15 protein-coding genes are annotated in these 19,069 nt (G+C 72.8%); 5 read left to right on the forward strand and 10 right to left on the reverse strand.

Translation table 11 applies throughout. From position 1 onward, the window contains the following. The first annotated feature begins 35 nt into the window (after positions 1–35). Both ACIHCX_RS19925 and ACIHCX_RS19930 read left to right on the forward strand, forming a co-directional pair. Entirely contained in the window at positions 36–383 is a 348-nt protein-coding gene (locus ACIHCX_RS19925) for a hypothetical protein (protein WP_400031134.1), read from the forward strand. A gap of 37 nt (positions 384–420) precedes the next feature. Then, complete coding sequence (locus ACIHCX_RS19930) at positions 421–1,167, forward strand: hypothetical protein (protein WP_400031136.1); 747 nt, start codon at positions 421–423, stop codon at positions 1,165–1,167. Positions 1,168–1,193: 26 nt separating this feature from the next. Here ACIHCX_RS19930 and ACIHCX_RS19935 read toward each other — a convergent pair whose 3' ends face one another. From ACIHCX_RS19935 to ACIHCX_RS19955, 5 genes are read right to left on the reverse strand one after another with little or no spacing between them, the layout of a single operon-like run. Then, positions 1,194–2,072 carry an STM4011 family radical SAM protein gene (locus tag ACIHCX_RS19935; RefSeq protein WP_400031138.1) on the reverse strand — a complete coding sequence of 293 codons (879 nt, stop codon included), beginning with the start codon at positions 2,070–2,072 and terminating at the stop codon, positions 1,194–1,196. A 17-nt stretch (positions 2,073–2,089) separates the two neighbouring features. Continuing rightward, positions 2,090–3,460: an STM4012 family radical SAM protein gene (locus ACIHCX_RS19940; protein ID WP_400031140.1), complete on the reverse strand. Its 1,371-nt coding sequence runs from the start codon at positions 3,458–3,460 to the stop codon at positions 2,090–2,092. Between the two features lie 2 nt (positions 3,461–3,462). Then, positions 3,463–4,269, reverse strand: a complete 807-nt coding sequence (locus ACIHCX_RS19945) for an STM4013/SEN3800 family hydrolase (RefSeq protein WP_400031362.1) — start codon at positions 4,267–4,269, stop codon at positions 3,463–3,465. A gap of 1 nt (position 4,270) precedes the next feature. Further along, positions 4,271–5,527, reverse strand: a complete 1,257-nt coding sequence (locus ACIHCX_RS19950) for an STM4014 family protein (protein WP_400031142.1) — start codon at positions 5,525–5,527, stop codon at positions 4,271–4,273. Then, positions 5,524–6,477, reverse strand: a complete 954-nt coding sequence (locus ACIHCX_RS19955; protein WP_400031144.1) for an STM4015 family protein — start codon at positions 6,475–6,477, stop codon at positions 5,524–5,526. Before ACIHCX_RS19955 ends, ACIHCX_RS19950 begins: the two co-directional genes overlap by 4 nt. A gap of 416 nt (positions 6,478–6,893) precedes the next feature. Here ACIHCX_RS19955 and ACIHCX_RS19960 point away from each other — a divergent pair, with 416 nt between their 5' ends. The 3 genes from ACIHCX_RS19960 (at position 6,894) to ACIHCX_RS19970 (ending at position 11,308) form a co-directional block, all read left to right on the forward strand. Continuing rightward, positions 6,894–8,285: a globin domain-containing protein gene (locus ACIHCX_RS19960; protein ID WP_400031147.1), complete on the forward strand. Its 1,392-nt coding sequence runs from the start codon at positions 6,894–6,896 to the stop codon at positions 8,283–8,285. Between the two features lie 329 nt (positions 8,286–8,614). Continuing rightward, on the forward strand, positions 8,615–10,228 hold the full coding sequence (locus ACIHCX_RS19965) for a phosphodiester glycosidase family protein (RefSeq protein WP_400031364.1): 1,614 nt from the start codon (positions 8,615–8,617) through the stop codon (positions 10,226–10,228). A gap of 51 nt (positions 10,229–10,279) precedes the next feature. Beyond that, the gene (locus ACIHCX_RS19970; protein WP_400031149.1) at positions 10,280–11,308 is read left to right on the forward strand and encodes an alpha/beta hydrolase; all 1,029 of its coding nucleotides are present in this window, start codon (positions 10,280–10,282) and stop codon (positions 11,306–11,308) included. A gap of 162 nt (positions 11,309–11,470) precedes the next feature. Here ACIHCX_RS19970 and ACIHCX_RS19975 read toward each other — a convergent pair whose 3' ends face one another. The 5 genes from ACIHCX_RS19975 to ACIHCX_RS19995 are packed head-to-tail and all read right to left on the reverse strand — an operon-like array spanning position 11,471 to position 18,956. Further along, on the reverse strand, positions 11,471–14,431 hold the full coding sequence (locus tag ACIHCX_RS19975) for a hypothetical protein (protein ID WP_400031151.1): 2,961 nt from the start codon (positions 14,429–14,431) through the stop codon (positions 11,471–11,473). Continuing rightward, positions 14,428–15,549, reverse strand: coding sequence for an AAA family ATPase (locus ACIHCX_RS19980; protein ID WP_400031153.1), 1,122 nt, complete (start codon positions 15,547–15,549; stop codon positions 14,428–14,430). The genes ACIHCX_RS19975 and ACIHCX_RS19980 overlap by 4 nt, the downstream gene beginning before the upstream one ends. Positions 15,550–15,604: 55 nt before the next feature. Beyond that, the gene (locus ACIHCX_RS19985) at positions 15,605–17,047 is read right to left on the reverse strand and encodes a VWA domain-containing protein (protein WP_400031155.1); all 1,443 of its coding nucleotides are present in this window, start codon (positions 17,045–17,047) and stop codon (positions 15,605–15,607) included. Beyond that, complete coding sequence (locus ACIHCX_RS19990; RefSeq protein WP_400031157.1) at positions 17,044–18,438, reverse strand: hypothetical protein; 1,395 nt, start codon at positions 18,436–18,438, stop codon at positions 17,044–17,046. The genes ACIHCX_RS19985 and ACIHCX_RS19990 overlap by 4 nt, the downstream gene beginning before the upstream one ends. Then, positions 18,438–18,956 carry a hypothetical protein gene (locus ACIHCX_RS19995; protein WP_400031159.1) on the reverse strand — a complete coding sequence of 173 codons (519 nt, stop codon included), beginning with the start codon at positions 18,954–18,956 and terminating at the stop codon, positions 18,438–18,440. Before ACIHCX_RS19995 ends, ACIHCX_RS19990 begins: the two co-directional genes overlap by 1 nt. Between the last annotated feature and the right edge of the window lie 113 nt (positions 18,957–19,069).

A 19,069-nucleotide genomic window follows, 5' to 3' on the forward strand; every position in this document is an offset into this window, starting at 1 on the left:
GCTGGTCCGGCCATCGCCGTGTCCAGGAGGCCGTCATGAGGACGATTCGCTGCTCCGCCGCCGTCGCGACCCTCGCCATGTCGCTGCTCAACCTTCCGATCGCCCTCGACGACGGAGGCAACGGCGTACCCACCCCGGCCGCCTGGCTGATCAGCCTGCTCGGCGTCGTCGGCGTCATCGCCGCGATCGCCCTGCTCCGCTCCGCCGCCTGGGCCACGCCCGCCGTGCTCACCGTCGGCGCGCTCAACCTGATCGGCGCCGTCGTCGCCCTCGTCCGGAGCTGGGACGGCGCCGTCATCGGTCTCGTCCTCAGCGCCGCCGGCACCGGCCTGGCCCTCGCGTACGCCGTGGGCCGGACGGCGAAGACGCCACAGACGAGCTGACCACCTTCACCTCTCCCACGGGAACGGAGGTTCCACCATGCAGTCCGACACCGACACCGACACCGACACCGACCCCGAGCCGACCCGCGCGGCCTCGCCGCAGCAGCCCAAGCCGCTGAAGGACGTGCGAGGGTTCTGGCGCGTCCTGCTCGCCGTCGTCACCCCGCTGCCGATGACCGGAATGGGGCTCAGCTACATCCTCAGCCCCGTCGACGGGGGCTCGTCGTTCGAGGACACCGTGACCGCCTACACCGGCCACCTCGACCAGGCCCGCGTCACCCAGTACCTCGGTCTGCCGTTCCTGGTCCTGCTGATACCGGCGACGTTCGCCGTGATCTGGGTGTCCCGCCGGGGCGCACCCCGGCTCACCACCGCCGGCGGGCTCCTCGCGCTCCTCGGTCAACTGGCCGGATTCCCCCTGAACCAGGGCGGCGACCTGCTCGCGTACACGACGGCGAAGAACGGCCTTGACGTGACGACCGTGGCCGCGCTTCAGAAGGCCCTGGAGGAGGACCCGTTGGCCCTGACGGGCGGCCTGCTGTTCATCATCGGCATCGTCCTGGGGCTGCTGCTGCTCGGTCTCGCCCTGTGGCGCAGCGGGGCCGCGCCGGCCTGGGCGGGCATCGCCCTGGCACTGGGCGGCTTCACCCACCCCTTCATGCCGGGGCACGTCGCATCCGGCGTCGGCCTGCTCGTCGCCGCGGTCGGCTTTGCCGGGGCCGGCTGGGCGCTCCTGCGCATGAGCGACGACGACTTCGACCGAGCGCCCGGCCGCCCCGCCTGACAGGTCCGTGTCCGGCGGGTCACCCGCTACCGGGGCGCCGGAACCACGTGTCCGAGCGCGGGCGGCGCGGCCGGGATCCGCTCCAGGACGCCGCCCGCGAACACGTCGTACAGCGGCAGCGTCTCCAGGTGCACGTAGCCGATGTGGCAGTCGCACACAGCCAGCGGGCACGGACGGGGGCGCAGGGCCCGCCGGTAGGAGCTGTCGTACAGATGGCCCAGCTCCGACCGGACGAAGTGGCAGCGGCGCACTGTGCCCTCGCCGTCCACCGAGACGACCGACTCTCCCGTACGGCAGGGCAGACCCGCGCTGCGGTGCGGGTGGCGGCTGTACGGGAAGAGTGGGTCCAGGGCCGTCCACCGGTCGGCCTCGGCGTCGGTGTAGGTGTGCCCCTCGGCGGCGTTGACCCACAGGTACACGTGGGAGGGGAGGTCGGTGCGCAGCCGGCGCGCGTCCTCCAGGTGCTCGGGGAGGCCGACGACTCCGACGCTGTGGCGGACACCGCGCGCGGCCAGGTCGTGGCACTTGGCCAGGAAGCGGTCGTACGGCGTCTGCCCGGGGTGGAAGGTGCACCACAGGGCGAGGGTGTCCAGGTCGGCCGCGTCCAGCCAGTCGGTGCGGCAGCTGAGGTTGGTCTGGATCGCCACCCGGCGGATGTGCGGCAGCCGGCTCAGCTCCGCGAGCGTACGCCGGTACCAGGAGCGCACCAGGCCCTCGCCCCACGGGGTGAAGAGCAGCGAGAGACGGTCGTCGCGCTGCGCCGCAGCCCAGGCGGCGAAGCGTTCCAACGCGGCTCGGTCTGCGGAGAGTTGGGCACGGCTGTCCCGGCGCTTGGCGAACGGGCAGTACGGGCAGTCGTAGTCGCACGACGCCAGCGGGCCGCGGTAGAGGATCGTCAGGTCCATACGGGATGCGGCCTCCGTCACTTCGGCCGGTAGGCGGTCATGCGGTCGCGCACGGCGACGGAGAACAACTCGGGGCCCAGCGCGTCGGAGTGGGCCAGGCCCTCCGGGGAGAGCCGCAGCAGCTCCGGGCCCGTGGAGTCGTCCAGCCAGCCGCGCGCGCGGAACCGGTCCAGCTCGGCGGCGAAGTCGTCGTCGGGCGCCGTGCCGAAACGGGTCCGGTACTCCGCCACGGGCAGGCCCTCGGCCTGAAGCAGCGACTGGAGCAGATGGCGGCGCCGGGACTCGTCCGCGTCCATCTCCCAGCCGAAGTCCGCGTGCCTGAAGCCCTCGGCCGGGCGTGCCGTGTAGTCGTCGATGATCGCGCGGATGCGGTGCATGTCCACGGCGTAGTCGAAGGAGTAGTGCAGCGTGGAGGTGTACGAGCGGGAACCGCAGCCGAGGCCGACCATGCCGTCGGTCTGGCACGCGTAGTCCTCGCCGCCGGTGGCGGGGGCGCCCGCACGGCGGAACATGCGCATCGACACCTGCTCGTAGCCTCGCGCGAGCAGGTGGTCGCGGCCGTGGCGGTACAGCCGCAGCCGCTGCTCGTCCCAGTCGGCGTCGCCGCCGGGGGCCGACCCGCGGTGCCGGCCGAGACCGGTGAGCGGGCGCACGTAGAGGGGATAGAGATACAGCTCCTCCGGCCGCCAGGCGAGGGCGGCGTCCAGGGAACGGGTCCAGGACGCCTCGGTCTGGCCGTCGATGCCGTAGATCAGGTCGATGTTGAGGACGGGGATGGCCGTGTCACGGATCCGGGCGAGGGCCGCCTCGACGTCCGCCCGGCGCTGGGGGCGTACGGCCGTCCGCGCCTCGGAGTCGACGAAGCTCTGCACGCCCAGGCTCAGCCGCGTGGTGCCGCGGGCGGCCAGCACGGCCAGCCGGTCGGCGGTCGCCGTGGCGGGCGAGGCCTCCACCGACAGCGGGATCGCGGAGAGGTCGGCGCCCAGACCGCGCTCGGCCAGATCGCACAGCCGCTCCAGCTCCGCCGCCTCCAGGAACGTCGGAGTGCCGCCCCCGAAGGCCGCGTTCGCGAACCGCGCCTCGTCGCCCAGCGCCTCGCGCACGGTGTCCGCCTGACGCTCCATCGCGTCCAGGTAGGCGGTGGTCAGACCGTCCGGCGCCCCGATCCGGGTGAAGAGGTTGCAGAAGCCGCAGCGGACTTCGCAGAACGGTATGTGGAAGTAGAGCGAGAGGGCGTCCTTCGGTTCGTTCGCCCACAGCGCGCGCAGGGACGCCCGCTCCCGGGGGAGTGGGCGGTACGCGGTCTTGTGCGGGTACGCGTAGACGTACTGCTGGTACGGGCGGACGGTGCGGGGCGCGGCCGCCGCCCCGGTGCTGGTGCTGCCCATGGTCATCGGGCCCCGTCGACGAAGAAGTGGGCGTAGGGCACGGTCCAGACGACGTCGTGGCCGATGCGGTGGCCGTGGTAGCCGTCCTCGCCGTACGCCGTGCCGTGGTCGGAGCAGACGATGGCGAAACAGGGGCGGCGGCTGCTGACGGCGGCCAGGAGCCGTCCCATGTGCCGGTCCACGTACTCCAGTGCCGCGGCGTGGCTGGCCCGCGTGTCGCCGGCCTCGCGGGTGGCGCCGGGCAGGTGGAACCAGTTGGGCTGGTGCAGGGCCGACGCGTTCACGAAGAGGAACAGGCGCTGATCCTGGGGGAGTTCGGCCACGACCTTCTCCGCGCGAGCCACCTGGGCCTCGAAGGACGTGGGGGAGGTGACGCCGAACTCCGGTTCCCAGTGGCTCTCCTGGAACATCCCCGGCAGGACCGAGCCCAGTGGCCCCTGTTGGTTGAAGAAGCCCACACCTCCGATGCACACGGTGCGGTAGCCGACGGCGGCCAGACCCGAGACCAGGTCGGGGGTGTCGTGGACGAAGGTGCCGTTCGCGGTGGTCTCACTGCCCGCGAACCGGGCGGCGAAGAGCCGGGGATGCGGACCGGGCGCGGCCGGTGTCGGCAGGAAACCCGCGAACATCGCCTGGTGGGAGGCGTAGGTGAAGCTGCCGGGGGCGTGCCGGCGCTCCCAGGCGCCGCCGGGCAGGTGCCGGGCCAGGTGCGGGATGCGTCCGGCCGCCGCCAGCTCCTGCGCCACGTCGTAGCGGAGGGTGTCGAGCGTGACGAACAGGAGGTCGTGGCTGCCCACGATGTCGTTCATGTCAAGCGGCGCTGTCATGGTGGTGCTCCTTGCGTTCTGCTCGCCGTGCGGCGGCAGGGGCGACGGCAGGTCCGGCGACTGCGGGGGTCGTCGCGGGGGTCGGTGCGGGAGCCTGCGTGAGGGCCGGTGCGGTGGCGACCTGTGCGAGGGCCGGTGCGGCGGCGACCTGTGCGGCGTAGGTGTCCAGGCCCTCGGCGCCGCTGCCCGGCAGGCCGGTGAGGCGGGGCAGCAGGTCCCCGAAGGCGTTCACCTCGCCGACCGTGAAGCGGCGCCAGCCCGTCGCCGGGAGGATGTCCACGCCGACGCACAGGGTGCCCGGGAAGCACGAGGCCGCCTGTTCGGCCACGTCCAGCACGTCGGTGAAGTCGCCCCCCGCGGCCCGGATCGCCGCGCGTGCCGAGTCCAGGTCACCACGGGCGCCACCGAGGTGCAGATTCGTCATGGGGTGCCGGCTGGTCCGTACCACGGCATGCGTGGCGCGTCCTGCCACCACGACCACCCGCAGGTCGGCGGCCCGGCCGCCCTGCGAGGCCTTCGGCAGCCACCGCTCGACGTGGACCCCGTCCGGGACCAGGGCGTCGACGAGGGCCGCGACGCCGGCCTCCGAGGTGTAGTGGCGCACCCGGAGGGAGTTGTGGAGGCGCCCGTCGGCAGTGGTCTCCACGGAGGTCGTCGCCCTGACCCGGCCCGGTCCCGCCAGCGTCAGCGCCACGACACCGGAGGCCGACGACCCGTGCGCCGGCTTCACGAACGCCCGTGAGATCCGGGCCGCCGTCAGCTGCTCCCGAAGCCCGTCCCGCCCCGACCAGCCGCCGAACGGACCCGTCAGAGCCGGAGGGACCGGGACGCCCGCGGCGGCGAGCCGCGCGTGGCAGCGCCGCTTGTCGAACATGACCGCGACGTCCTCCGGGTCGGCGGTCGTCACCGCGCCCGCACGCCGCGCCGCGGCGGTCACCTCCCGCACCGCGGCGGTGAAACGGCGGTGCCACAGGGCCGTTCCCTCGACCCGGGTCGGGTCGTCGGTGTCCCGCAGCAACCGGTCGACCTCGGCGTTCTCGCCGGGGGAGTCGAGCCGCACCAACTCGCCCGGCGTGAAGGCGTACCGCCCGCGCAGCACGTCCCGCCACGCGAGCACACGGGGTGCCGGGTGACCGGCCGCCCGCACGGCGTCCGCGAACATCGTCGTCCGCCGGTTCTCGGGATTGCCGACGACGGCGAACCGAAGGCCGACGGCGGACGCCGGACAGGACGGCCTCATTCCGCGACCGCGGTGAAGCGGTGGACGACGCCGTCGTCCTCCCACACCTGGCCGCGCTCCGACAGGTCGACCTCGACGCCGGACGGCTCCAGCGCCGTACGGATCCGCTCGGCCACGGGCTCGCTGAGGAAGTTGTGGTGGAGGTCGAGCCGGGTCAGGTGGGTGAGCGGTCGACCGCCGAGCAGGGCCGTCGCGCCCTCGTCGGTGAGTACGCCGAGCGACAGGTCGAGCGAGGTCAACTCGGCGACGACGGGGGCCCCGGCGACGGCGGTGGCGATCTCGTCCTGGATCTCGCTGTTGCGCAGCCCGAGATGGCGCAGCGCAGGGAAGCGTCCGCCGGCCAGGATCGGGGCGAGGTCGGCGACCTGCGTGTCGCCGCCGTACTCCTCCACCCCGAGCCACAGGTCGAGGTGCTCCAGGGCGGGGAACTCGCCCGCGGCGACACCGCGCACGACCTCGCCGGGCAGACCGCCGGCCTCGAAGCGGAGCCTGCGCAGACGCTCGTGCCGGACCGCCGGGAAGCGCAGCCCGGTGCCGCCGCGGACCCCGAACTCCTCCAGCAGCGGATACGCCTCGAGGACCGGCGTGACATCGCACTGCTCGATCCAGGAGATCTCCGCCTCCTCCATCTCCAGGTCCCCGATGAACACGGCCCGAAGCGCGGTCAGCCGGTCACGGGCGGCCACGAGGCGCCGCACGATGCCGCTGGAGTCGTTGTCGTACGGCTCACCCCACTGACCCACGATGAGGGCACGCACACCGGCGGGGTCGACGGAATCGAGGAAGCGGTCCCACAGGGCACCGAAGTCCTCAGGGGAGTCCCCGTACGGTTCGACGGCCAGCCGCCAGGCCGCGGCCCCCGCCTCCGGCAACTCGCGCTTCCCCGCGAACTGGGCGAAGTCGAAGGCCGGGAGGCCATGCAGCTCCTTCAGATGCTCGACGTGGGACATGTCGCTGGCCTCCTGGTGCTCGCACGCGTTGCGCCGTTCGCGAAGAGTTGTACCAAGCGGCTCTGACATCGAGGTGACGGGCCGGGTGCGTCGGGGGGCGCGACGCACGATGTCGGCCCTGTCCAGGGCCTAACGGCCCCTGCCACCAGGGACGTTGGGGAAAATGCCCCTAATGTCATACTGACCTGCGGTTTCATCGGACGGAGCGTCCGTTGTTCCCGTCGTATCCGGCTACCGTTCCGCACACGTTTCTTCAGGAGCCCACCCATGTCTCGACTCATCCGCCAGCTCCCGGGCAGCGCACCTGACCGCCCGGCCCGGTGCGCACCGGCCCCGGCCGTCGCACCGGGCACGGCTGGAAGGGACGCCGCGCGGTGGACCGCCGTCGGGCGTGAGACGCGGAAGGGTCGCTGATCATGAGCGCGGAAGACGGGACGTACCACGCACTCCTGGCCCGGCACGACGCCATGCGACTGCGCCGGCAGATGCTCTCCACCGGCGGCTTCCCGGGCACGGACAGCGGCAGCGGCATAAGCGGCCCGGTCGGGCCGTCGTGCGACGGGCAGCCGTATGGCGGCCAGCCGCACGAGGGGCAGCCGTACGAGGGGGCGGCCGATCAGCAGATCATCATGCGGCACCTGGACCTGGTGACGCCGTTCGAAGAGCTGATCGCCCACCTCTACGACGCGCTGTTCACCCGGCACCCCTCCCTGCGGTCGCTGTTCCCCGCCGAGATGGCGTTCCAGCAGGCCCACCTGGCGAGGGCGTTCTGGTACCTGCTCGAACACCTCGACCGGCCCGAGCAGATCACCGCGACGTTCACCCAGCTGGGCCGCGACCACCGCAAGCTCGGTGTGCGCCCGGCGCAGTACGCGGCGTTCGAAACCGCGCTCGGCGAGGCGCTGCGCATCCGTGCCGGCGAGCACTGGTCCGCGGAACTCGAGCAGGCGTGGGTCCGGATGGTGCGCTTCGGGATCACCGCCATGGTGCGGGGCGCCGACGCGGCGCTGCACGAGCCGCCGTGCTGGGAGGCCACGGTGACGGCCCATCGGCTGTGCGGCCCGGACCTCGCGGTGCTCCGGGTACGACCGCACGAGACGTTCCGGTACCGGGCCGGGCAGTACACCGCGTTGGAGTCCGCGCGGCTGCCGCACACCTGGCGCTCGTACTACCCGGCCGGCGACCCCGGCCGGGACGGGGAGCTGGAGTTCCACGTCCGGTGCACCGGCACCGGCGGCGTGAGTGAGGCACTGGTGTGCCACACCGCGGTCGGGGACCGGGTACGGCTCGGTCCTCCCAAGGGGAACCTGGGGCTCGGCGAGGAGCCGACGGGTGAACTCCGGCTGGTGGCCTGGGACACCGGCTGGGCCGCGATGAAGGCGCTGCTCGAGGAGCTGGAAGGCCGCCTGCGGCCGGCGTCCGAGCACCGGACGGGCCGGGTGCGGCTCTTCCTGGGCGCCGACGCGCTGTCCGACCTGTACGACACCGAGTACCTGACCGGGTTCGAACGCCGCCGCCCGTGGCTGACCGTGGTCCCGGTGACGGGCGGGGTACCGGGGGAGGGCGCGTACGACCGCCTGGCCCGCGCGGTGACCCGGAGCCGCCCCTCGCCGGCCGGCCGCGCGCTGCTCGCCGGGCCGCCGGCGATGGTCCGGACGGTGACGGCCGCGCTCACCCGCGCCGGGCTGCCCGCCGAACACGTCCGCCACGACCCGCTGCCGGCCGGCCCGCGGGACCTGCCCGCATCCGTCGGCGCCTTCGGCTCGGCCGGCGCCCGGATGTTCCGGAGCCAGTCGATCCTGGCGTGACCGACCGCCGCGACGGCCGCCGCCTGTTTCCGGAGCCGACCGGGAGCTGACGGAGGCCCCGTTTACGCGAAAGCCCTGCCAACCGCAAGGAACGGCAGGGCTTTCGTGTCGCCTGCACGGCTGGCACCATGGCCCGCCAGGGGGGCGTGAATGTCATGTTCGAGTCAGAGTCGGCCCGGGGGACTCGCGTGACCGCGGCACGATCCGCTACGCCGACGCCCGAACCAGGCTGCGACCTGCCCTCCGGACCACTTGTCCCCTGCTTCCAGGCGGTGCAGATGAAGAAGAGACTGTGCGGTGCCGGTGCTGCCCTCGGCGCCCTCGTCGTGATGGGCGTCGTCCCGGCACAGGCGAACCCGGCACAGGCGAACCCGGCACAGGCCACACCGGCGCAGGCGTCGCCGGACACACAGCCGGGTCGGCAGGCCCGGACCCTGCCACTGGGACCGTCCGACCTGACCGAGACCCGCACGACGACAACCCTCCAGCCGGGCGTCACCCTCACCCGCATCGTGCGTGGTGCCACCGACTCGGCACTTCGCTGGACGGTCGAGGTGTCCATTCCCGGCGGTGAGACGTCACCGGACCCCGACGCGCCGCCGACCGCCCTGAAGGACAGAGCGAGCGCTGACGAGCTGGCCGCCGATCTGCAGCGCGACGGCTTCCAGGCCCGGGTCGAGCAGGTGACGACGTCGAGTACGGCCGACTACGCCGGAGGCACGCTCGGGTGGCGGGTCCGCATCGGTTCGTTCGACGCGCAGTCCGACGCGACCTCCGAACAGACCCGGTTGAAGGCGGCGGGGTACGCGGGATCAGCGGTGTACACCGGCTGGGACGGCGACCGCACGGCCCGGGGCCCGTGGCGGGTCGACGTGCTCACCATCGACCCGCACCGGTTCCACGGGGGCCTCAAGGCGTCGTACGGCCCCGACCTGGAGAACCGCGAGACGACCAGCGAGCTGTCGAACGCGGCCGACGCCACCGCGGCGGTCAACGCCGGGTTCTTCGTCCTCGACCCCCTCGCGGGCGCGCCAGGAGACCCGGCAGGCGTCGGTGTCTATGACGGCCGCCTGCTGAGCGAACCCGTCAACGGGCGTCCCGGTCTCGTCACGCACGCCGACGGCAGCCGGACCGAGATCACCCGCTTCACCTGGCAGGGGCGGGTCACCGGCCGGGGCACCTCGCTGAGCCTGAACGGCATCAACCGCGTGCCGGGACTGATCAGGAACTGCGGCGGCGACGCACACGACATCCCGACCTCACTCCCGCTGCACGACGTGACCTGCACCAACGCCGACGAACTCGTCGCCTTCACCAGTGACTTCGGGCAACGCACCCCGCAGGGCGAGGGACTCGAAGCAGTCCTGGACGCCCATGACCGAGTCGTGGAGCTGCGCACGCCACGTGGCGGACCGCTCCCGGCCGGCGGCAGCTCCGTGCAGGCCACCGGCCGGCGCGTCGCCGAGCTGACCGCCCTCGCACGGACCGGTGACCACCTGAACATCAAGGCCACCCTGCTGGACGGACGGGGACACCCGGTGACGCCCTCACCCAGGACCGACATCGTGAACGGCGGCCCCGAACTGGTCCGCGACGGCCGGCTCCACGTCACACCGGCCACCGACGGCATGGTGCACCCGGACGACCCGAGCTTCTACTACGGCTGGGTGCACAAGCGAAACCCGCGCACGCTGGCCGGAGTGGACGCCGCCGGACGCACGGTGCTCATCACCGCCGACGGACGCAGCACCGGCGCGCTCGGGCTCAGCATCACCGAGAGCGCCGACATCGCCAAGGCACTCGGACTGCGCGACGCGATCAACCTGGACGGCGGCGGCTCCACCACGATGGTGGTCGACGGCAAGGTCCTCAACCAGCCGTCCGACGCCGCCGGCGAACGCCCCGTCGGAGACGCCTTGCTGATCCTGCCCCAACGGAGTTGACCCCGCCCGGTCGAAGAAAGCTCGAGCCGCGACCAACCACAGGGAGCCGCGATGACCCTTCGAACCCGAGTCCTGCTCGTCCTCTCCGCACTGCTTCTCACCCTCGCGCCGACCACGCCGACCGCCTTGGCCCGCGCCGCCTCGCCCGCGGCGACGGGGGCGGCCGACGCCGCCCTTGCCCCTTCCCCGAAGCCACGAGGCGCCGAGGTCGTCGCGGTCACCCAGGTCGCGGACCGCCAGGTCGACCTGTCCGTGCGCTCACCGGCCCTGGGCGGCCGGACGGTCAAGGTCCGGCTCCTCACCCCCGACGGCTGGAACCCGAGCGATCGACGCCAACATTGGCCGACCCTCTGGCTGCTGCACGGCTGTTGCGGGGACTACACCTCCTGGACCGCCCTCACGGACGTCGCCCGCATCGACAGCCTGCGCAACGTGCTCGTGGTGATGCCGGAGGCCGGCTGGAACGGCTGGTACAGCGACTGGTGGAACCACGGCCGGGGCGGCGACCCCGCGTGGGAGACCTTCCACACCGTGGAGCTGCGGCAGCTCCTGGAGCGTGACTGGGCCGCCGGCAGCAACCGCGTCGTCGCCGGCCTGTCGATGGGAGGCCAGGGTGCCCTGCTGTACGCCGCCCGGCACCCCGGAATGTTCAAGGCGACCGCGGCGTACTCCGGCTCGGCGCACCCGCTGCTGAACGAGGAGTCGGTGAACCGCATCCTGGGCTACTTCGCCGGCCAGGGCGACGACCCCCTGCGGGTCTGGGGCGACCCGGTCGCCCAGCGCGGCATCTGGGCGGCGCACGATCCGTTCCACCTGGCCAAGCGGCTCAGGCCGATTCCCGTGTACCTGTCGTGCGGTGACGGCTCCACGGGCCCCCTGGACTCCCCGGGCAGCACGAGCGAGCTCGAGTCCGACTTCAACCGCCAGAACCACGCCCTGGCCGCCGAACTGGCACGCGTGGGCGCCAAGCACGTGACCACCCATTTCTACGGACCGGGAACCCACGGCTGGGCCTACTGGGAGCGCGAGCTGCACGCCTCACTGCCGATGCTGCTGGGCGCCCTGCGCGTCGACGGCTGACCCTGCACGCCTGGTGGCGATGAACGCGGACCGCTCAGGGAGAACCTCCTGAGCAAGCCGTGAGACGAAAGCGGTCAGCGTGGCGCGGCGGCCACCGGCGCACCGGGCCGGCTGGGTCCTGGTGGGGGCCCAGGACCCGGCCGGCGCCGTGGACCGTCGCTGTCATGCGGTGGTGAGCAGGGACTCCAAGGCCGTCGCCGTGGCCGGATGCCGGCTCGTCAGCGCGGCGCCCGAAGGCGCGGAGCCGTACGCCGCCGCCCACACCCCGTCGCAGCCCAGCAGCTCCGCCACCGCGTCGCACGTCGCCGGGTACGCGGTCAGCAACCCGACACCCGACGGCAGCGGGACGTCGGCCGGCGTCCACCCCTGCGTGCAGCCGAGCAGCTCCGCCACCGCGTCGCAGGTCGCCGGATGCGCCGGCACCAGCGCGGCGCCCTGGCGGCCGTGCTCCGCGGACTGCGTCCGGCGTCCGGCGGGCGTGGCCGGGGGCGTGCGCCACGGCGGTATCCACGTGTCCAAGGCCGCCAGCCGGCCCGGGAAGATCCGCCCGGCCTCGCGGATCAGCAGCGGGGCGAGCTCCGCGGCACCGGACCGCAGGGTGGTGATGAGCAGCGGCAGCCAGGGCAGCAGCACCGCGTCGGGCAACCGCCCGAACGCGTTCGACACCGCCTCCACGACCACGTCCGCCAACCCCGGCACCGGCTCCAGCGCGTGGACGAAGCCGCTGAGGTAACGGGGATAGGCGGGCACCACCAGCGGATTGTCCAGCAGCGCCTCGCACCGGGCCCGCAGCTCCGCCCGGGACAACGTGCCGAGCTGCACCTGCGCCGCCCACAGCAGGGCCGTCTTCGACGGCTCCTCGGGATGCGACTGGGCGACCGCCAGCTCCAACTGGGCCCGGTCGCAGCCCAGCGACAGCGCGAGGCTCTCCATGCTGAACAGGAAGCCGAGCATCGCCGCGACCTGCCCGACCGTCGCGTCCTCGTCCCGGAACGCCATCGGCAGCAGCGTGCAGTAGTGGGCGTAACCGGTCTTGACGAACGACTCGATCCACGACGGCAGCACCGGTTCACTCGTGCGGTAGTACGCCAGCAGCCCCCGCACCCGGCGCAGCACCTCCGGAGCGCCGTCGACACTGCGTTCGGTGGCGAGCACCTTCAGCGCGTGCGTGCCGAGTTCGTCGGCGAGGCGGCGGCTGCGCAGGTACAGGGTCGTGTCCTCCACCGCGGCCAGTACGGTCGCGGTCGTGGCCTGCGGGGCGTAGGCGTCGCGCCGCAGCCGCTGCTCCAGGACCTGCTCGATGCTGACGCCCTCGTAACCGAGTTCGATGAGGGCCCGCTGGTGGGTGCCGAGCGCCAGGTCCCAGGACTCCTGGATCGAACGCTCACCGAGCCGCCGTTCGCCCATGATCGGCCGGGCCGCGCCGTGCGGCATCAGGCGCCGCAGCATCCACAGGACGCCGGAGCAGGCCTCGAGTTCCGGCCGGGAGGCCATGTCCAGCAGGGCGCGTTGCACGCCGCGCTGCTGGAGCTTCAGCCCGAGCGGCGCCAGCCGGTCGTGCACGTCGCGGGCGAGTGGCGGCAGCGCGTCGTAGCCGACCTGGCCGATCCGGTCGCCGCCCATCATGATCTCGACGAGGCGCCGCACGTCCCGCCGCCCCGGCACGGCGTCCTTCTCGATGCAGGTGACCGCGGCGTCCTGGAAGTCGTACGGCGTGGGCTTGGCCCGGTCCCGCATCCCGGCGAGCAGGACCGACGTCTCGAACACCGCGATGGCGTCGGCGGTGGAGGCGAGATAGCCGTTGCGCCGGGCCGCGCGCACGATGTCCACCGACCAGCCGAGCAGTTCGGCCTCGTCCAGGCCGTCGAGCACGGGCGGTCTGCGCAGGAAGCCGGACAGCCGGTCCGCGGCGGCGGACTCCGGTGCCGGAACGGTGACTTCCCCTCCCCGGACCTTCGCCGCCGAGGCCTTCTTCGCGGGGGTCTTCTTCGCCGCGGACTTCTTCGCACCCGCCTGGCCCGCCAGCCGGTACGGCCGCACCCGGGTGCGCTTGAGGCTCTTCGCCCACTCCGTCGAGGCGATCGACACCGAGCCGGCGGCAAGGCCGAACTGCGCCTCGATCGCCGCGTGGCTGGACGGGATCAGCCCGTACTGCCAGGTGGTGGCGGTGCGCGGGGAGATCGTGAACGTGTCGGTGCCGCCGTGCACGCCGAACTCCTCGACACGGCTGACCGCGTGGAACGCCCCGCACACGTACAGGCAGTCCGCCGGATCGGTCCCGGTGGCCTCCAGGTGCTCGCGCATCCGGGTCCACATGTACCGTTCGCGGTCCTCGTCCACCCGGACGCGGTCGCCGTCGCCCGGAGCGAGGCGCCGGAACAGGCTGCCGACGAGGAGCATCACCTGGCGATAGGTGTCGTGGTCGGCGGTGCTGTCGCCGAGCGGCACCTCGACGTACTGGTGCCACCACTCCGACCAGTGCCGCACCTTGCCGTGGCGCAGCAGGTGCTCCTCCAGTTCGGCGAAGCGCGGCCTCAGGTCGCCGAGTTCGACGCCGACGGCCTCGCCGTGCAGCGCGGCCTCGGCCTCGGCCGGAGGGTCGGTGTCCCGCGCCGCGCCCTCCCGCGTCTGCTCGCCGCGGGTGTCCCACTGGAAGACGTGGTCGGCGGACCGGTCCACGAGGACCAGCTCCACACCCGGGGTGTCCAGGGCGTAGGCGACGGCCTGGTACTCGGCGGACGCCTCGGTGATCGGCGCGACGACCGACAGCGGAGCCCAGTCCTGGGGGAAGCCGTCGACGTCACCGGCGAACGCCTGCACCGCCACCGGCAGGCGGCAGTTGCGCAGTTCGGTCAGCAGCGGTGCCATGTCCTCGCACAGCTCCAGGTAGACCACCTTGGGCTGCTTCTCGCGCAGCCGCCGGGCCATGGCGGTCGCCGAGGCGGGGGAGTGATGGCAGACGGGGAAGATCTCCAGCGGCTCCCGCAGCGCCCGGTCGACGTCGTCGACCATGCCGAGCAGGATGCCCTCCAGGGCGTCGGGCCCGCCCGCGAACGTGGCGGCCGCCTCCCTCAGTTGCCCGCGCAGCGGGGCGAACGTGCCGCTCTCGTGGGGCCCGCTCATGACAGCGTGGCGATCGCGTCGCGGCCGCCCTCCAGGAACTCGGGCCAGGAGCCGCCCTCCTCCTTGCTGCGCGGCTCGACGACACCGTGCAGGTACTTGTTGAGGATGGCCAGGTCCTCGGGCTCGCGGCGGGTGAGGGAGCCGACGAGCGAGGAGGCGAGCGTGCGGGCCGTGAGGGCGCGCTCACCGAAGAAGTTGCTGTGCAGGACGGCGTCCTCCAGCACGCCGATCTGTTCGGCCGTCGACAGTGCCGACTCCAGCTTCTCGTCGTCGCTGCCGGCCGCGGCGGCGGACTCGCGCAGGTCGGCGAAGCTCTGCAGGAGCACGTCGAGCAGGGTCGGCGGCACGTCGAGGTCGATCGAGTGCCGGCGCAGCAGTTCCTCGGTGCGGAAGCGGACGATCTCCGCCTCGCTCTTCTTGTTCGTCACGACCGGGATGCGGACGAAGTTGAAGCGGCGCTTGAGCGCGGAGGACAGGTCGTTGACGCCCCGGTCACGGCTGTTGGCCGTGGCGATGATCGAGAAACCGGGCTTGGCGAAGACGATGTTGTCGCTGCCGCCGCTCTCCAGTTCGGGGACGGAGATGTACTTCTCGGAAAGGATCGAGATCAACGCGTCCTGGACGTCACTCGTGGACCGGGTCAGCTCCTCGAAGCGGCCGATGGCACCGGCCTCCATCGCGGTCATGATCGGCGAGGGGATCATCGACTCCCGTGACTGGCCCTTGGCGATGACCATGGACACGTTCCACGAGTACTTGATGTGGTCCTCGGTGGTGCCCGCCGTGCCCTGGACGACCAGCGTGGAGTTGCGGGATATCGCGGCGGACAGCAGCTCCGCCAGCCAGCTCTTGCCGGTGCCGGGGTCGCCGATGAGCAGCAGACCGCGGTCGGACGCGAGGGTGACGATGGAACGCTCGACGAAGCTGCGGTCGCCGAACCACTTCTGCGCGATCTCCCGGTCCAGGCCGTCGGCGCGCTCGGAGCCCAGGATGAACAGGCGGACCATCTTCGGGGACAGGCGCCAGGAGAACGGCTTGGGACTGTCGTCGATCGACTCCAGCCAGTCGAGTTCCTCTGCGTACTTGATCTCGGCGGGGGCACGGAGCAGGTCGGACATGAGGCAAGGGCCTTTCCATGGGGTGATCACCACGACGCGGACGTACGGTCGGTGATCAGGTGAGAAACGTCTTGAGTTCGTGTACGAGCTTCTTGATGTGGCCGGAGATCACCGGCGTGCCGAGGTCCTTGAACCGCTCCCGGAACCACGGGTTGACGCTGCCGCGCCCGGAGCTGGTCACCGAGCCGACCGGGATGAACTTCGCTCCCGAGCGGTGAACGGCGGCCATGCTGTCGAACAGCTCCTGGTGGCGCCACTCGTAGAAGTCGGAGATCCACACCACGACGGTGTTGCGCGGCTCGGCGATCTTCGGCTGGGCGAGCTGCATGGCGACGGTGCCGTCGGTGCCGCCGCCCAGCTTGGTGCGCAGCAGCGTCTCGAACGGGTCGTGCGCCCAGGGGGTGAGGTCCAGGGCCTGGGTGTCGTAGGCGATCAGGTGGACGTCCACCTTCGGCAGCCCGGCGAAGATGGAGGCCAGGATGGTGCAGTTGACCATCGAGTCGACCATGGAACCCGACTGGTCCACGACCACGATCAGCCGCTGAGGCGTCGTTGTGCGGCTGGTGTGCCGGTAGTAGAGGCGGTCGACGTAGAGCCGTTCCTCCTCCGGGCTCCAGTTGGTGAGGTTCTTCCAGATGGTGCGGTCGAGGTCGAGGTTGCGGAACACACGCTTGGGCGGCACGGACCGGTCGAGCTCGCCGACGGTGGCCTTCTCCACCTGGGTGCGCAGCACCTCGGTGACCTCGTCGACGTAACGGCGGATCAGCGCCTTGGCGTTGGCCAGGGCCACGCCGGAGAGGTTGTTCTTGTCGCGCAGCAACTGCTCGATCAGGGACATGCTCGGCGTCAGCCGCGAGGCCAGCTGCGGGTCGGCCAACACCTCGCGCAGGTGCATGCGCTTGACGAGATCGCCTTCGATGGAGCCGAGTTCCGGACCGATCGCGGGGATCAGCCGGCTGAGGTCGGGCGCGGGGCCGCCGATGCCGGTGCCGGTCGGGCTGACGCCCCCTCCGGCTCCCCTGCGGTGGGTGCCGCCGCGCCCGCCGCGCAGTTCGCCGGGCCGGCAGCCCAGGGCCCGCTCCAGCCAGCCCGCGTCGGACTGCCAGCGGGCCAACTGCTCGGCGGTGACGGTGCCGGGGCGGGCGTCGAAGACGTTCAGCAGCACCTTGGACGCGAGCGCCGCCCGCCGCACCTCGGCGGCCCGGTCGCGCTCGCCGTCCTCGTCGGGCGCCGGTGCCATCAGCCCGTCGAACTCGGCGGCCAGCTCCGGATGCCGCTGCACGACGGAGTCGACCGACGCACCGGGATCGAGCAGCGCGGACGGCAGGCCGATGTCCTCGACCACGGCGAGACTCGCCGACTCCAGGGAGGCCTGCTCCTCCGGGTCGAAGAGACGGGCCAGCAGCCGCCAGTAGAGGACCTGCCGCCGGTTGTCGTACGGATCGGGCTCGGGGGCGTCCGCGTGCCCGCTGGCGTAGTGGGTCAGCCGGTGGGTCATTTCCGCAGCAGCCTTCCGGCACGTTCGCGCAGCACGGTGACGGCGTCGGTGGCGGCCTTCTCGGCCCGGACCCCGGCCTTGTCGGCCGTACCCCCGGCCCAGGCCCCGGCGTGCACGGCGACGGACTTCTTCCGTACGGTCCGCTCGACGGCGAGCGGCTGGAGGAGGAACGCCCCGGCGTCCCAGCGCAGCAGCCCGACACACGCGCCGGACGCGGCGACGACCTCGGGCGAGAGCGGGCCCGCGGCCGGGACGCGGTCGGTGTCGACGGCCAGGCGGTACCCCGCGACCTGGAAGACGACCCCGTCGTCGCCCTCCTCCACGCCGTACCCCTCCAGCAGGACGGGCACCGCGATCCGGGCCGGGTGCCGGTCCAGCGGCGCCACGGCGAAGGCGGCGGCGGTGGGCAGGGCCACCCGGGCGGTGGTGAGGACCTCGGCCGCCTCGCCCATGCGCGCCCGGGCGTCGTCCCACATCAGGTCGCCCTCGGCGGTGACGGGCATCGCGTCCAGGTCCATGGCGCGGCCCTCGCTGACGGCCCCCAGCAGGGACATGTGCGGCCGCAGCAGCTGCCACAGACCGGCGCCGACGACCGTGTCGGGCTTGGGCGCCGAGGCCGAGGCGCGCACCAGCCGGGGCGTGCCACCGTCCGCGGGCTCGAACACCGCGTGCACCTGCACCTGTACGGCGGTGGCGTGCTCCTGCACGTCGACACCGAGCGGCAGCAGCCGGCCGGTCGCCTCGGCCACGGAGGCAGCGCGCCCCGCACCCGGCAGCGTCAGCAGCAGGGCACGCGACCACAGGTCGGCCCAGCGGCGCACGGGGACGCGCTCCAGGGTCGCCCCCGGGCAGGAGGCGGCGAGTTCGGCGGCGAAGCCGTCGAGCAGCGTGGCCAGGCGGCGCAGCGCCGGGTCGGGCAGCAGCGCGGAGACGACCGGCGCGGCCCCGTCGACGAGTTCGTGGTCGATGTTCTGCCAGCCGGCCCGCGCCAGGTCGCACAGCCAACCACGCGCGGCGGCGTACAGATTCGCCGCGTGTTCGTCGTCGCCGGCCGCCGCGGTGACGGCTTCCTCGACCCGCGGCCGGCCGACGGCCTCCTCGACGCGGGCGGTCAGCGCGTCGTGCACGGAACCGAGCAGGGCGGTGCGGGCCGCGGCGAGCGCGACGAAGTGGTCCTCGCCGGCGGCTCCGGCGACCGCCTTGTCGGCGGCCTCGGCCACCCGCGCGGCCAGCGGCGTCCCGGCGACGCCGTCGGCGAGCCCGGTCAGCCCGGCGGCCTGGCCGGGCTGCGGACGCAGCAGACCGGCGACGAGGGCCTCGTCGAACCCGTCCACGGCCGCGAGCGCCTCGTCGAGGCCGTCGACGGCGTCGGAGAGCAGATCGACATGCATCAGGCCACCGCCCTCGTCGTCGGGAACCACTGCATTTCGGGCAACGGTGCGGTACTCGGCGCGAGTTCGAGATAGGCCAGGTGCCGAAGGAACCGGCTGAACACCCGGGCCGCGGCGGAACTCCCGGCCGCCACGGGGCGGGTGACCGTCATGGCGTCGGTGACGGCGTGCGCGTCCGGCTCCGCCGCGTCCACCTCGACCTTCAGGTAGCGGGCCACGCGCGCGGCGCCGTACTGCAGCACGGCCTCCCCGACGAGCGCGCGGATGTGGTTGCAGAACATCCCGCGGGCCCCGCCGCAGGGGCGGTTGTTGTTGGTGCTGCACGCGAACGCGTACGTCCCCGCCTCGACCGAGGACACGTACACGCGCCCGATGTCCGACCCGCTGGAGACCACCCCCTGCAACCGCCCGTCGGCCAACTCGACGAACGGCACCTTCGCGAGCTTCCGCGGCCGCGCGGACGGCACCACCCGCGCCGTGCTCGACTTCTCCCAGACCGACAACGCACCATCTCCCATGCATGCGAAAGGGGGCGCTCACGCCACCTCGGCGGAACGAGATCGAACCTAGCCGGGGCCACTGACAACGCCCCGGAAGACGGTCGGGGAAGAGAGCGGGGGCGTCGGTGTGC

Source organism: Streptomyces sp. NPDC052043 (genome assembly GCF_044548235.1).
Lineage (GTDB): Bacteria > Actinomycetota > Actinomycetes > Streptomycetales > Streptomycetaceae > Streptomyces.